Annotated in this window: 15 protein-coding genes and 1 riboswitch; of the genes, 11 read left to right on the top strand and 4 right to left on the bottom strand. The window is 55.0% G+C overall.

Going from position 1 to position 12,976, the window contains the following annotated elements:
- Positions 1–35 precede the first annotated feature (35 nt).
- The 6 genes from PKO02S_RS01330 (at position 36) to PKO02S_RS01305 (ending at position 4,403) form a co-directional block, all read left to right on the top strand.
- Positions 36–167 carry a DUF4023 family protein gene (locus tag PKO02S_RS01330; protein WP_127579242.1) on the top strand — a complete coding sequence of 44 codons (132 nt, stop codon included), beginning with the start codon at positions 36–38 and terminating at the stop codon, positions 165–167.
- A gap of 138 nt (positions 168–305) precedes the next feature.
- Entirely contained in the window at positions 306–1,040 is a 735-nt protein-coding gene (locus PKO02S_RS01325) for a phosphonate ABC transporter ATP-binding protein (protein ID WP_127579240.1), read from the top strand.
- 44 nt (positions 1,041–1,084) lie between these two features.
- Positions 1,085–1,873, top strand: coding sequence for an SDR family oxidoreductase (locus PKO02S_RS01320; RefSeq protein ID WP_127579238.1), 789 nt, complete (start codon positions 1,085–1,087; stop codon positions 1,871–1,873).
- Positions 1,874–1,889: 16 nt separating this feature from the next.
- Positions 1,890–2,462 (top strand): TetR/AcrR family transcriptional regulator, encoded by a 573-nt coding sequence (locus PKO02S_RS01315; protein WP_127579236.1) that lies wholly within the window; start codon positions 1,890–1,892, stop codon positions 2,460–2,462.
- Positions 2,463–2,512: 50 nt separating this feature from the next.
- A complete protein-coding gene (locus tag PKO02S_RS01310) occupies positions 2,513–3,388 on the top strand; it encodes a sugar phosphate isomerase/epimerase family protein (RefSeq protein WP_127579234.1) in 876 nt (291 codons plus the stop codon).
- Between the two features lie 99 nt (positions 3,389–3,487).
- Positions 3,488–3,619, top strand: a riboswitch (cyclic di-AMP (ydaO/yuaA leader).
- 1 nt (position 3,620) lies between these two features.
- Complete coding sequence (locus PKO02S_RS01305; RefSeq protein WP_444980881.1) at positions 3,621–4,403, top strand: CAP domain-containing protein; 783 nt, start codon at positions 3,621–3,623, stop codon at positions 4,401–4,403.
- 297 nt (positions 4,404–4,700) lie between these two features.
- Here the strand turns inward: PKO02S_RS01305 and PKO02S_RS01300 are convergent, their stop codons facing one another.
- Positions 4,701–5,129, bottom strand: a complete 429-nt coding sequence (locus PKO02S_RS01300; RefSeq protein ID WP_127579232.1) for a CBS domain-containing protein — start codon at positions 5,127–5,129, stop codon at positions 4,701–4,703.
- A 188-nt stretch (positions 5,130–5,317) separates the two neighbouring features.
- Here PKO02S_RS01300 and PKO02S_RS01295 point away from each other — a divergent pair, with 188 nt between their 5' ends.
- Both PKO02S_RS01295 and PKO02S_RS01290 read left to right on the top strand, forming a co-directional pair.
- Positions 5,318–5,602 carry an alpha/beta-type small acid-soluble spore protein gene (locus PKO02S_RS01295; protein ID WP_127579230.1) on the top strand — a complete coding sequence of 95 codons (285 nt, stop codon included), beginning with the start codon at positions 5,318–5,320 and terminating at the stop codon, positions 5,600–5,602.
- 171 nt (positions 5,603–5,773) lie between these two features.
- The gene (locus PKO02S_RS01290) at positions 5,774–6,994 is read left to right on the top strand and encodes a DegT/DnrJ/EryC1/StrS family aminotransferase (RefSeq protein ID WP_127579228.1); all 1,221 of its coding nucleotides are present in this window, start codon (positions 5,774–5,776) and stop codon (positions 6,992–6,994) included.
- Here PKO02S_RS01290 and yiaK read toward each other — a convergent pair whose 3' ends face one another.
- From yiaK to PKO02S_RS01275, 3 genes are all read right to left on the bottom strand, one after another.
- Entirely contained in the window at positions 6,995–7,996 is a 1,002-nt protein-coding gene (yiaK, locus tag PKO02S_RS01285) for a 3-dehydro-L-gulonate 2-dehydrogenase (protein ID WP_174819864.1), read from the bottom strand.
- A gap of 152 nt (positions 7,997–8,148) precedes the next feature.
- Positions 8,149–9,213 (bottom strand): Gfo/Idh/MocA family protein, encoded by a 1,065-nt coding sequence (locus tag PKO02S_RS01280; RefSeq protein ID WP_127579226.1) that lies wholly within the window; start codon positions 9,211–9,213, stop codon positions 8,149–8,151.
- Between the two features lie 55 nt (positions 9,214–9,268).
- The gene (locus PKO02S_RS01275) at positions 9,269–10,843 is read right to left on the bottom strand and encodes an FAD-dependent oxidoreductase (protein WP_127579224.1); all 1,575 of its coding nucleotides are present in this window, start codon (positions 10,841–10,843) and stop codon (positions 9,269–9,271) included.
- Positions 10,844–10,998: 155 nt separating this feature from the next.
- Here PKO02S_RS01275 and PKO02S_RS01270 point away from each other — a divergent pair, with 155 nt between their 5' ends.
- From PKO02S_RS01270 to PKO02S_RS01260, 3 genes are all read left to right on the top strand, one after another.
- Positions 10,999–11,640 (top strand): L,D-transpeptidase family protein, encoded by a 642-nt coding sequence (locus PKO02S_RS01270; RefSeq protein ID WP_127579222.1) that lies wholly within the window; start codon positions 10,999–11,001, stop codon positions 11,638–11,640.
- A gap of 15 nt (positions 11,641–11,655) precedes the next feature.
- Positions 11,656–12,126 (top strand): GNAT family N-acetyltransferase, encoded by a 471-nt coding sequence (locus PKO02S_RS01265; protein ID WP_127579220.1) that lies wholly within the window; start codon positions 11,656–11,658, stop codon positions 12,124–12,126.
- 134 nt (positions 12,127–12,260) lie between these two features.
- Positions 12,261–12,974, top strand: coding sequence for a DUF421 domain-containing protein (locus PKO02S_RS01260; RefSeq protein ID WP_127579218.1), 714 nt, complete (start codon positions 12,261–12,263; stop codon positions 12,972–12,974).
- Positions 12,975–12,976 lie beyond the last annotated feature (2 nt).

Here is a 12,976-nt window from a genome sequence, read left to right as displayed (position 1 = left end):
CGGGGCAAGCTAATGGCCAAGGGGGGACAGCGACGATGGAAAGCCTCGAGCAATGGTTGGCCAAGCTTCACAAGAAGCAAGCGAACGATGAACGTAACCGCAGACGGTTCGGCGGCAAGAAGCCGGATCAGCAGCTTCCTACGAAGGCGCACAGCAAGGACAATTAAAGCTTCGTCCACCGCAGCCGGAACGTGCCGATTCCAATTCGAGTCGGTTCGTCTTCGGCTATTTGCTTCGTGATTTGATGCCGGATTATGGTATAATGGCTCAAGGACAGGCAAGGCTAGCCTAGGGGGAATCGTTGGATGATCATCGTCAGAAATTTATCGAAGCAGCTCGTGGATGGGACCGAAATATTGTCTAAGATCAGCTTCCAGGCGGATCGGGGCGAGCTGATTGCGGTTGTAGGCGGCAGCGGCAGCGGGAAGACGACGCTGCTCAAATGCGTTGCCCTCAAAGATAAGTGGACGGAAGGGCAGCTGATATATAACGGCACAGACTTAACCACGCCGAAGTGGACCGATAGAATCAAGCTTCGCAAGGAATGGGCGTTTCTCGATGAGAAGCCTATGATGAATCCGAATCTCAGCGCGCTTAAGGTTGTGCTGGGCGGCCGTTTCTTCTATACACCGCTCTGGCGCAAGCTGACGGGCACCGTCTCGACAGACGAGCACGTGCTCGGAATGGACTACCTCGAGAAGGTCGGACTGCTGGATAAGGCGCATGAGAAAGCGAGCAAGCTAAGCGGAGGCGAATCCCAGCGGGTAGCGATAGCGCGGGCGCTCGCACAAGGCGCGAAGGTTATCGTCGCGGACGAACCGATCAAGGGACTGGATCCGCAGTCGGCCGACCGGGTCATGCAAGATTTCAAGTCGCTTTGTCAACGCCAAGAGCTGGTAGCGATCTGCAGCATGCAGAACTTGGATTTGGCCGAACGCTTTGCTACCCGCATCTGGGGATTGGCCAGGGGCCGCATCGTGTTGGATATCCCGGCACGCCGATTGACGCAATATGAGAAAAATTTGATATTCCAGTCTTAAGACAAGCTGCATCACAAGTTAGGGGAAGGGATGGGGAACCCTCGATGGATTTACGGCTGGATGGAAAATCGGTGTTAGTCACGGCAGCGAGCAAAGGGCTGGGACGAGCCACTGCGTTGGAATATGCAAGAGAAGGCGCCAAGGTTACGATCGCGAGCCGAAGCGCCGAGCATCTGGATGAAGCGGTTGCTGAAATTCGGGAAGCTACCGGACAATATGTGCATCCGGTGACGCTCGATGTGGCAAGTCCGGAGCTGATTGAAGCGGCTGTTCAGTCGGCTGTCGACGCTCACGGCGGGTTGGATGTTCTGGTGACCAACGCTGGAGGTCCTCCCGGTGGATCGTTCGAGCAATTCGACGACAACGTATGGCAGAGCGCGTTCGACAACAATTTGATGAGCGTTATTCGGCTTATTCGCGCGTCGTTGCCGCATATGCGGGCTGCAGGAGAAGGCAGAATCGTCAATCTGAGCTCGATCTCTATCAAACAGCCGATCCAGGACTTGATGCTGTCCAATGTATTCCGGGCAGGTGTCTACGCGCTGACGAAAAGCTTGGCTACCGAGCTGGCGAAGGATCAAATTCTCGTCAACACTGTAGCGCCAGGACGCATTTTGACGGACCGGATTCGGCAGCTGGACGCTCGGGTCGCTCAGCTTAAGCAGCTGTCTCCGGAAGAGGTAGAAGCGGCGTTTCTAACCCAAATCCCGGTCGGCCGTTATGGGACACCCGAGGAATTCGCACGATATGCCGTATTCCTGGGCTCGTTCGCCAATACATATGTGACCGGACAGGCGTTGTTGGTCGACGGCGGGATGGTCAAGTCGCTCTAGAGCAAGAAAGCAGGGGATGTCGGTGGATCGCAAGGCAAGTGTGCTGGAGGCGGCGGAAAAATCGTTTACGCTGTTCGGTTACAAGGCGACGACGATGGATCAGGTGGCTAAAATCGCCAATGTTGGCAAAGGCACGATTTACACGTTTTTCAAAAATAAAGAAGAGCTGTTCGATGAAATATTGCGCAAGCTGATCGCGGAGATGAAGGCGGTAGCCGAACGGGTGCTTCACCCGGACAAGACGTTTATCGAAAATTTGCAGGCGGCGCTTTATGCGCTGCTCGATTTTCGACGGTCGCATGAGTTAACGCTCAAGCTAACGCATGAAGTGCGCGATATGGGGACGCCGCAAGCGCAAGAAGCGATCCGCGAGATCGAATCGGCGGTGCTCGGATTTATTACCCGCAAGGTGCAGGAGGCAGTCGATCAGGGCTATTTGCGGCCCTGCGATCCGAAAATTACGGCATTTGTCATGTTGAAGCTGTATATCGCCTTTATTTATGAGTGGGATCTGACGCATGAGCCGCTTAGTAAGGAGCAAATATACGAGTTGTTTCAGCTTTATTTGCTGGAAGGATTGTCGCCGTAGCTATTTAATGGGATTAACTATACTTGCAATAAAGAAGGATGAGGAGAACTATGAAACTGACCAACAAAATCGGAGTTATCGTAGACAGCTTTGGCATCGGCGTACGCGAGGGTTTGAAAAAAGCGAAGGAAGTCGGCGCCCAGGGTGTGCAGATTTATGCGATTGCAGGCGAGATGGATCCGGCGAACTTGGATGCCGCGCAGCGGAAAGAACTGAAGGCCTATATCGATTCGCTTGGTCTGGAAATATCGGCACTTTGCGGCGACCTTGGCGGTCATGGCTTCCAGGACGTGGATGCGAACCCGGCGAAGGTAGAGAAATCCAAACGTATTCTGGATCTGGCTCAAGATCTCGGCACGAATATCGTGACGACGCATATCGGCGTTGTGCCTCACGATAAGAACGGATCGGTATTCGCTGCCATGCATGCAGCCTGCGAAGAGCTCAGCCAGTATGCCACCAATATGGGCGGTTTTTTCGCTATTGAGACCGGACCTGAGACGGCAGTTCATCTTAAGAGCTTCCTCGATACGCTAAGCAGCCGCGGCGTGTCCGTCAACTTCGATCCGGCCAATCAGGTGATGGTAACCGGCGACGATCCGGTGCAAGGGGTGTACACGCTGAAGGATTATATCGTTCATACGCATGTGAAGGACGGCATTCGCTATAAAGAAGTCGATCCTCGAGAAATTTACGGTTCGCTGGGCTACGCGCCGATGGATCACGGCAAAATTGCCGAAATGGTCCGTTCCGGAGAAGTGTTCCGCGAAGTGCCGCTCGGCGAAGGCAAAGTCGATTTCGTGAATTACTTCAAAGCGCTGCAGGACATCGGTTATACCGGCTACCTGACTATTGAGCGTGAAGTCGGGGATCAACCGGAAGTCGATATTCGCAAAGCGGTCGATTTTATTAATGCCTTTAAATAATCACGGCATTTCGCTCGGATATATCCACTTTCAGGTTTGACTGCCATACATTGCGGCATGAATTCTCGAATAGAACCATGCTACAATGTTCAGGTACCAAACAAAACAAGGCCGAAGCTACTAAGCACGGGGGAACCACTTTTGGGGTGAAGCCGCAGTCGATGCGGCCGGGTGATTACTCTTTGACCCGAATCCGTCAGCTAACCTCGCAGGCCGATAAGGAGAGTGGAGTATTTTGAAAAAGTTCAACAAGCAGTTGATGGCAGGCGTATTGGCAGTCGGCGTGATCGGCGGAGCAGCAGCCGGTTCGGCTTCCGCAGCATCGCCGGACTCTAACTATACAGGCAACTCGAATGTGAAAGTGTATTACAGCGTTCAGCAAGTAAATTTGCAAGACTTTCTTCAAGGCAATATCGATTGGACGAAAAAGCTGCAGCAGCTGTTCCCAGGCGCTATGATCCAGTGGCCAGGTCAGACGACTCCTGTCAAGCCGCCAACGCCTCCGGTCGTGAAGCCAAATCCAACACCGACACCAACAACACCGGCACCAGTTCCTGCACCAACGCCGACACCGATTCCGACACCGAAGCCAACGCCAGTTCCTGCACCAACGCCGACACCGTCCCCGACGCAGCCTGGCACGCAGGATTCCACATTTGCGCAGCAAGTTGTGACGCTGGTGAACCAAGAACGCGCCAAAGCCGGACTTCGCGCATTGACTAGCGATGCCGCCTTGGCGAACATGGCGATGGACAAGGCGAAGGATATGTACAATCGCAACTACTTTGACCATGTTTCTCCGACGTACGGGTCTCCATTCGACATGATGAAGTCGTACAACATCCCGTTCAGCTATGCGGGCGAGAACATTGCCAAAGGCCAACGCACGCCTCAAGAAGTGATGACCGCTTGGATGAACAGCCAAGGTCACCGCGAGAACATCTTGAACCCGAACTTCAAGAAGATCGGCGTAGCTTACTACAACGGCGAGTGGGTGCAAGAGTTTACTGGTTAATTTATGATCTGAACCGTCAGCTCTCGAAGCTGGCGGTTTTTTGACATATCGGAAAGAAAAGGGCCATTATACGCTCTAGTCCGACTTTTCCGGACTGGGTGACGAGAGTGAAGGATGAAAAAACGTAACGCGATGAATGAAAGGAGGAGCGAAGAGGGCAGGAGGAGGGAGTGTAGAAGCTAAGTCAACTCAATCCTTGCCTCTGGTCAACTTGTACGATTTATCATACAAGGGCGACCCTAATCAGCATACAAAAAAGAAGCCCCCTTAGGGCTCCTTTCCAACCAATTAAACCCTTTACACCGCCGAGTTTTCGCCGGATAGCGTAAACAGCTGCTGGGCACAATACTCGATGATGTCGCTCCGCCGCACGATGCCGATGAATCGCTCCATGTCGTCCATGACCGGTACGAAATTTTGCACCTTTGCTTTCGTAATCAAATCGCTCATATTCGCGTTGATATGCACAGGGGTATTCGTGATGCGCATCGGCACTTCGGATACAAGCACCCGGTGCGCGTTATCGAACGAGATTTCCTCGGAATTTTTCATAAACCACAGCAAATCGCCTTCCGTCATCGTCCCCACATAACGGCCGTCTTCACTCAAAATCGGCACCGCCGTATATCGATGATACTCCATCCGCTCCAGCGCTTGGCGCAATGTAGATTGCTCGGTCAAGCAGATGACATCCTTCTTCGGTACTAAGAAAAACGCAATATTCATTATGATTTTATCACCTCTTTCTAAAAATCCGATCCAACTCTCAATTGTTCCTTATCCATTATAACGTGTTTTGATGCAATGTTGCTGTTTTGTTAATGGAAAATCGGTTGCTCGCTGACAATTTTGGTTGCCGCCTGTATCGCATGAGCCGCTAGGCAGCAGGGCACACTAGCACCGAGGTGATGACGATGGCTCGCAGAAGAAATCGCAGTCTGGTCGTGCCGGAAGCCCGGCAATCGCTGGACCGGTTCAAAGTGCATGTCATGAAATTGGAAGGCTATGCTGTCGATCCGGCAAGGCCGAACGACGTGAAATTCAAGGTCGCCGATTCGCTCGGCATCCCGCTGCATGAAGGTGACAACGGTCAATTAACGACGGAAGCGGCCGGTAAAGTCGGTGGTGAAATCGGTGGAGCGATGGTCCGCGAAATGATTCGGATGGCCAAGCTGCAGCTGGGACAGCAGTCGTTGTAGCGATCAGGAAGCGTTTCGGAGACGAGGCGCTTTTTTGGTTTCCGTCATAAATTGTCCGCTCCGTAACGCAAAATGACATATCCCCTCTTGGAAACTGTACTAAGATTAGGGTGAATTCCAAGCCAACAGGCACGGAACCCAAACTAGGACATTCCGAGAGGAGAACGACACATGAGTACATCCACCCTTGCCGTTCAAGGAGGAACGCCGGTCCGCACGACCGGATTCGCGACTTGGCCGATATATGATGATTTGGAGCTGAACCTGCTCAAGGAAGTGCTGGAATCGGGCAAATGGGGCGGCGCAGGCGGCTCCGGCAAAGCAGGCTACAAGCCGAAGCTGCCGCAGATGGAAGAGCAATTCGCTCAACTGCACGGCGCGAAGCACGCGGTTAGCGTCGTCAACGGCACCGTGGCAATTACAGTCGCGCTGCAAGCCGCAGGCGTCAGATCCGGCGATGAGGTGATCATCCCGCCTTATACGTTCATTGCGACAGCGACTGCCGCGCTCGCTTACGGGGTTATTCCCGTGTTCGCGGACATCGAAGAGGATACGCTCCTGATCGATCCTGAGAAAATCGAGGCGCTCATCACGCCGAAGACCAAAGCGATTATCGCCGTTCACATTGCCGGCGCACCGGCTAACATGACGCGGATCAACGAGATCGCGAGCAAGCACGGCCTTGTCGTCATTGAAGATGCCGCGCAAGCGGTAGGCGCTTCCTGGGACGGCCAAGGCGTCGGCTCTATCGGCGATCTAGGCACGTTCAGCCTGCAATCCAGCAAAAACCTGAACGCCGGCGAAGGCGGCATCATCACGACGAACAATACGGATTTATGGCAAAACGCCTGGTCGATCTGTAACGTAGGCCGCATCCCGAACGGCGGCTGGTACCAGCATGAGAAGCTCGGGCAAAACTACCGGATGACCGAATTCCAAGCAGCGCTCGTGCTCGCCCAGATGACGCGGCTGGAGCAACAGATGCAGCTGAGGGAGCAAAACGCGGCTCGACTCGAGGCAGCTCTCGCACAAATCGAAGGGGTCAAGCTGTTGAAGCAGGATGCCCGCGTGTCCCGACATGCTTACCATCTGTATATGTTCAAGCTCGGCCCTGAGCTCGCGAAGCGGAATGTGAAGGACGAGTTCATCAAGCGTATCCAAGCGGAAGGTATCCCGGTCTCGGCCGGCTATGTGCCGCTCAATCGCAACGTTGCCGTGCTCGATGCAACGGAAGCCTGGACCGGCACCAGAACTGTATACGAGTGCCCGGTATGCGAGAGCATGTGTGCCGACGAAGTGCTGTGGCTGACCCAGAACGTCCTGCTCTCGGACAGCCAAGCGATCGACGATGTTGCAGAGGCCGTAAGCAAAGTAGCGAAGTCGTTCCTGTAATTAGAGCGCCGCGATTTTGTCCCAGATTGTCTCGTCAACCGGGATGCCCAGGCGTCGATTCGTCTCGCGAGTCGTGAGGATCGACTCACCCGGATAGCGGATGCGTCCGCTTTCCTCGATGGGCAAGCTGGACTTCATATCGTTCAATATACCGTTTACCCGCTGCTGGAGCGCACTGTGCTCCGGCAGTTTTTCGTAATCAAAGGCTAAGAAAATTTGCGAGACGGAATGCTCGTTCTCCAGCTTGCCGATGTCTTGGGTGGAGAGGCCGCCGCTTAACATAACGGCGATTAGATCGAGCATCAGCGCAAGGCCTGAGCCTTTCCAATAGCCGATCGGCAGCGGACGTCTCGATTTGGCGATAGCCGCCGGGTCGCGCGTCAATTGCCCGTCCTCGTCGTATCCCCCGTCGTAAGGGAGGGAGTCCCCGCTCAATACGTATGTACTCAGCTTGCCATAGGAATATTGCGTCATTGCGATATCGAGCACAACCGGGCCTTCTTCACGGGGTACGGCGAGTACGAGAGGATTGTTGCCAAGCTTGCTCTCGCGGCCTCCCCAAGGCGGCATATTAGGCATCGTATTCGTCCAGCATATTCCGATGCAGCCAGCCTCCGCCGCTTGCCAGCCATAGGTGCCGGCTCGCATCCAGTGGTTCGTTCGACGCAACGCTACGGCTCCCAGGCCGTACTGCTTGGACAGGGCGATCGCACGGTCCATGGCGAAGGTCGCGTTCAAGTTTCCGGGTCCGCACTGCCCGTCCCACCGCTCGATAGCCCCCAGCGCATCCGTCAGCACCGGCTCCGCGTTCACTTCGATAATGCCTTTGCGGATGAACCCGACGAAGGCCGGAAACCGATTCAAGCCGTGCGAATAAACGCCGTCGCAGCTCGTTTGGGTGAACATAAGCGCACAGCGGGCCGCCCGCTCGGGAGTAAAGCCTTCTTGCAGCAATACCGTCTCCAGACGGTGTTTCACATCTTCGAAAGGAATTCTCAACATATGTCCGATCCGCTCCTCTCATCTCGGAGAACTTCCTTGCCAACTCTACCAGTATACCGAATCCGCAGGGGTAAGGCCAATTTAGACGCAATCAATTAAAACCCCTCCGCCCTGAAAACAGGTGCAGGAGGGGAGAGAGAGTTGATCTCGAATTAGAACTGAATTTCTTTGCCCGAAGCCGCAGACTCGTAAATGCCGCAAAGGATTTTCATCATTTCTACGCCGTCTTCGACCGGGCTGAGCGTTTCCTTGACGCCTTGGCAAACGCCGATGAAATGATCCACTTCATCCTGGAAGCCGGCTACGAAGTCGAAGGAGAGGTTGTTGATTTGAGGCGTGCAGTTCAAGATCGTATCGTACTTCTCCGTTACGAGCGCCAGCTCGGGCTCGAGCTCGACGCCGCCCTTGTCGCCGTATAGCTTGACGGTCAGCTCATCCTTCTTGGCATGCAGGGTGAAGCTCACATCGACCAGAATGGAAGCGCCGTTCTCGAAACGGATGAGCGCATTCGCCATATCTTCAACGGTGTTAATTTCCGCATTGTAGTCGGCGGCTTTGTAGAACTTCAGATTTTGCACGTTGGAGCGGTTGCCGAGCTTGTAGTAGGCGTTGCCGCTGACGGATTTCACCTTCGGACGGCCCATCAAGTACCAGCACAGGTCGATGACGTGAACGCCAACGTCGATCAGTGGACCGCCGCCGGAGCGCTCAATGTCGGAGAACCAGCCGCCCGGATTGCCGAGCTTTCGGATGCAGGATGCTTTGGCATAATAGATTTCGCCCAGATCGCCATTGTCGAGGAATTGCTTCACGATGCGAGTGTTGGATGCATAGCGGCGGACGAAGCCGACTTGCAGCTGTTTGCCGGATTCACGAACCGCTTTCTCCACTTCGTATGCCTCTTCAACCGTCTTGCAGAGCGGCTTCTCGCATAGCACGTTTTTGCCTGCGCGGAGGGCGGCGATGCTGATGGCGGCGTGAGAGTTGTTCCAGGTACAGACACTGATCGCGTCGATGTCCGGATTAGCGAGCATCTCCTGATAGTCGGTGTACACGTTCGCGATGCCGTATTTCTCGGCTTTCGCTTTAGCGCGTTCTTCATTCAGATCACAGATCGCTACGAGCTGCACATCATTGTTGTTTTTGTAAGCGTTCAGGTGGCTTTCGGAGATCGATCCGGCTCCTACAACGCCGATACGTACGATAGATGTACTCATTTGTCCAGCACCTCATCCGATTGTTTTAATTAGAGCTTCCTTGTATCAGGGACCATTATACCGCATGTACGGAAGGCCAAGCTAGTTCTATTCCTTCGTCCGTAAGCATTTTTTGAAAATGCTGAAGATGCTCCGGCGTATGGCGAACCTCCCGCGGCTGGAGGCCGTGTTCGAGGCAATAAGCGGCAAGATAACCGGCCGCTTCGCCGATATTCCACTCGACCGGATGGAGGCGATAACACCCGTTCGTAATATGGGTGACCCCTAAATTTTTACAGGCTGGCAGCAGATTGTTCACACGGATCGGAATCAAGCTGCCGAGCGGAATTTGGAACGGCAGGGAAGAGACGTCGATATAGTGCCGGTTCGCCGTGCTCGGATGCAAGTCGATCCGGTAACAGCCGATGCCTACGGAATCGAAGAAGTCTTCCGCTACCCCGCTTGGTCGGCTCGCCGCCGCGACATGCTGCTCCAGCACGGTGAATTCCGCCTTGATCCGGCGCGACTCGCGGATGTATGGGTATTTCGCCATGCCGTCCTCAGTGCCGACGATATCCTTGCGCAAGCGAAGGCCCGGATAGCCGAAGCCTCCGTCCGGACGCGGCGCTTCCGTCTGCAGCCAGTAGAGCAGGGAGAAGCTGAGCTGCTTGGCGTCTTGCAGGCGTGTTTGGCGCTCCTCCGGCGTCACGTCAATGATCGATTCCAGCCAATAATCGTTTTGCGGCCAGTTGACGAGCGTCACGCTGCTGTGTAATGTACCGGGGACGAAATGGTTCTTATCGACGATTTGCCGGTAATAAAATAAAGAATAGCGATCGGTGCCGGGAAACAACTCGTACTTCACTTCCTCGAGCGTATGCGGACGAACACCGGTCCAGCTGAGCAGCTTGTCCGGCCAGAAGCTTGCTTTGTACTCACGCCAGAAGTCGTACCGCTCCGGCTTCTCAATCGTGTGATCTTCGCCCTCGATGTAATCCATCGCGAAGCAGTAGGTGAAGCCTTGCATATCATTCGGATCGGCTTCGCCGTCCAATGCGTTAGGCTCGCCGGTCTGCGCCTTGGATTCCGCGCCGGTGACGTATTCGACGCCGGCCATCGGGAGGACGTCGCCGCATTCGGTGGCGTCGATGAAGTATAGGGCGGCGAACTCGACGAGCTCGCCCGAATCCAGGCTACGCACCGTGGCGGAGACGACGGTGTCGCCTTCGGAGCGCGCATCGACCAGCAGATGGCGAGTGAGCACAGTCAATCGGCCGCTATGAATATAAGGCGCGAGCATTTGCTGCAGCACGGCTAGCGCCGTGCGCGGCTCGTGGCACAGACGGCTGACGCCGCCGCCGCCCGGGTTCAGCCTCGCATTGGCTCTCGCTTCGGCAGTCAGCGGGAAGTGGTCGCGGTAATAGGCGCGCACTCCGTCGCGGAACTGACGGTAGCTGCGCGTGCAGCCGAACTGCTCGATCCATTTGTGCTCGTCCGGCGGGACGGCTTGACTCGTGAGCTGACCGCCGATCCAGTCGGTTTCTTCCGTCAGGATCACGCGTTTGCCGCGTTTGGCCGCCGCCAGCGCAGCGGAGCAGCCTCCGGTGCCTCCGCCAAGAATGACGATATCGGCTTTCATGTGTCGGGTCATTGTCGTTAGATCCTCCTTGGATGTGATTGGGTCGCGAGCGACCGAAGCTGGGGTGCGGGATTCGCATAGTTCCATTGTGCTAATTGAGCCGTAAGGCCAAGCAAGCCCCATCCACTATTGTATACTAATCGCAAGAACCTCTGGAGAGATGCTGCATGAACGAGAACAAAGTTGAAGATCGGTCGCAGCTGCTGATCGTGGATAGCGCAGACGCTCGATTAGCTCGAGCCGTGCTCCGGTGGTATCAATGGGACACTCGCATCGGTAAATGGCGGGAGGCCGGGAGGTCCGCTGCGGCGCTGGGGAGGCGGGGCATCACTGCGAACAAGCGGGAAGGAGACGACTGTACGCCAATCGGCCTGTTCTCCATGGGGGAAGGGTTCGGGACTTTACCTGCCCCAATGCCGTCGAGAGGCTTGCCCTATACCGTTGTGGACGAGCACGATTATTGGGTGGACGATCCGGAATCGTCGGATTATAATCAATGGGTGCGCTGCGAGAGTGAGCCGACACAGAGGTGGAGCTCGTACGAGCGATTGGCAATCGAACCGTATGCTTATGCTGCCGTCATTCGATACAACGAGCATCCGATCGTTGCGGGACAAGGCAGCGCGATCTTCCTTCACGTATGGGGCGGCCCCGACTCTTCGTCGGCTGGCTGCGTGACCGTGCCGATGGAAGTCGTCCGGGAGCTGCTGCAATGGATGGATCCGGACTGTCGGACGGCTATCGCAATCGGAACGGCGCAAGATTTGAAACATTTGGTTCCGTGGTACAGATCAGAGTCAGAGAGATGAAGGAGGCACCGGAAAATGCCGGATATGTTGGTCAAGCTGTACGAGCTGCCTGAGGCAGCGCCTGCGTTGAAACAAGTGGCGGATAGAGGCGTGGAAATTCGCCGTCCGATCGCGCCAGAGAAGCATGTGGTCGTAAACTGGGTGCGGGAGCATTTTGGCGAAGGGTGGGCGAGCGAGACGGAAGTTGCATTTTCCAACCATCCGGTGTCGTGCTATATTGCAATCGAAGAGGACAAGCTGATAGGCTTCGCCTGCTACGAATCGACCTGCAAAGCTTATTTCGGCCCAACCGGCGTTGGTGTCGAAGCTCGCGGCAAAGGCGTCGGCGGCGCTCTGCTGATCGCGAGCATGCACGGTCTTCGGGAGCTTGGGTACGCGTACGGCATTATTGGCGGAGCAGGCCCGGTCGAATTTTACCGCAAGACGTTAGGTGCGATTCCGATCGAAGGTTCGGTGCCCGGCATCTACAAAGGCATGTTGAAGTAGTTCAAACAAGAACTCGGAGCTGTCCGGCCGCGGATATGCTTTCGGGTTCTTTTTTCGATACATATTCCTTTCAGTTTTTGCCAACCCTCCTTTTATAGACTTTTGATGAAATGTTTAAACGGAGGTTGGTTCGTATGGCGGATTGGTTGGAAGTCGCAGTACGCACGTTGGTAGCGGTGTCGGTACTGTTCTTCCTGACGAAGTTGCTCGGCAAACGGCAAGTGTCGCAGTTGTCCTTGTTCGAGTACATCACGGGGATTACGATCGGCAGCTTGGCGGCGTATATTTCGCTCGATTTGGAATCGGAGTGGCATCTTGGGCTTGTCTCGCTTATCGTTTGGTCGGGGGTATCGTTCGGCATCGAATGGCTGCAGCTGAAGAGCAAGCGGGTCCGGGACTTCGTGGACAGTCGGGCGACCGTGCTGATTCGGAACGGCAAAGTGCTGGAGGACAATTTGAAGAAAGAGCGGCTTACGGCCGATGAGCTGATGGAACAGCTGCGACTTAAAAGCGCGTTCAAGATCGCCGATGTAGAATTCGCCATCATGGAGACGAGCGGGGAGATCAATGTGTTGCTTAAGGATGAGCACCAGCCGATCACATTGAAGGATCTGGGCAAAAGACCGCGTGCTCAGCGAGAACCGCTTGTGGTGATCAGCGACGGAGATGTACTGGACGATGCTCTTGCAACGGCTGGGAAGAACCGGAAGTGGCTAACCGTTCAGCTGGAGAAAAAAGGGCTCCGACAGGAGCAAGTGTATCTCGCGCAAGTCGATGGCAGCGGTAAAATTCATTTCGACCTCTATGACGATAAGCTGGACAAGCCTAAACCCGACGTGAAAAACTGACG

The organism is Paenibacillus koleovorans NBRC 103111, assembly GCF_004000845.1.
Taxonomy (GTDB): Bacteria; Bacillota; Bacilli; order Paenibacillales; family NBRC-103111; genus Paenibacillus_AA; species Paenibacillus_AA koleovorans.
The sequence above is the reverse complement of the archived record's forward strand: the minus strand, read 5'-3'. Positions and strand labels throughout refer to the sequence as shown.

Bases quoted from the DNA above. Each gene is read 5' to 3' on its own strand.
- PKO02S_RS01290 (WP_127579228.1), top strand. From the start codon at position 5,774: ATGAGTACATCCACCCTTGCCGTTCAAGGAGGAACGCCGGTCCGCACG.
- PKO02S_RS01260 (WP_127579218.1), top strand. From the start codon at position 12,261: ATGGCGGATTGGTTGGAAGTCGCAGTACGCACGTTGGTAGCGGTGTCG.
- PKO02S_RS01300 (WP_127579232.1), bottom strand. From the start codon at position 5,129: ATGAATATTGCGTTTTTCTTAGTACCGAAGAAGGATGTCATCTGCTTG.
- PKO02S_RS01265 (WP_127579220.1), top strand. From the start codon at position 11,656: ATGCCGGATATGTTGGTCAAGCTGTACGAGCTGCCTGAGGCAGCGCCT.
- yiaK (WP_174819864.1), bottom strand. From the start codon at position 7,996: ATGTTGAGAATTCCTTTCGAAGATGTGAAACACCGTCTGGAGACGGTA.
- PKO02S_RS01330 (WP_127579242.1), top strand. From the start codon at position 36: ATGGAAAGCCTCGAGCAATGGTTGGCCAAGCTTCACAAGAAGCAAGCG.
- PKO02S_RS01275 (WP_127579224.1), bottom strand. From the start codon at position 10,843: ATGACCCGACACATGAAAGCCGATATCGTCATTCTTGGCGGAGGCACC.
- PKO02S_RS01270 (WP_127579222.1), top strand. From the start codon at position 10,999: ATGAACGAGAACAAAGTTGAAGATCGGTCGCAGCTGCTGATCGTGGAT.
- PKO02S_RS01320 (WP_127579238.1), top strand. From the start codon at position 1,085: ATGGATTTACGGCTGGATGGAAAATCGGTGTTAGTCACGGCAGCGAGC.
- PKO02S_RS01310 (WP_127579234.1), top strand. From the start codon at position 2,513: ATGAAACTGACCAACAAAATCGGAGTTATCGTAGACAGCTTTGGCATC.
- PKO02S_RS01280 (WP_127579226.1), bottom strand. From the start codon at position 9,213: ATGAGTACATCTATCGTACGTATCGGCGTTGTAGGAGCCGGATCGATC.
- PKO02S_RS01295 (WP_127579230.1), top strand. From the start codon at position 5,318: ATGGCTCGCAGAAGAAATCGCAGTCTGGTCGTGCCGGAAGCCCGGCAA.
- PKO02S_RS01315 (WP_127579236.1), top strand. From the start codon at position 1,890: ATGTCGGTGGATCGCAAGGCAAGTGTGCTGGAGGCGGCGGAAAAATCG.
- PKO02S_RS01325 (WP_127579240.1), top strand. From the start codon at position 306: ATGATCATCGTCAGAAATTTATCGAAGCAGCTCGTGGATGGGACCGAA.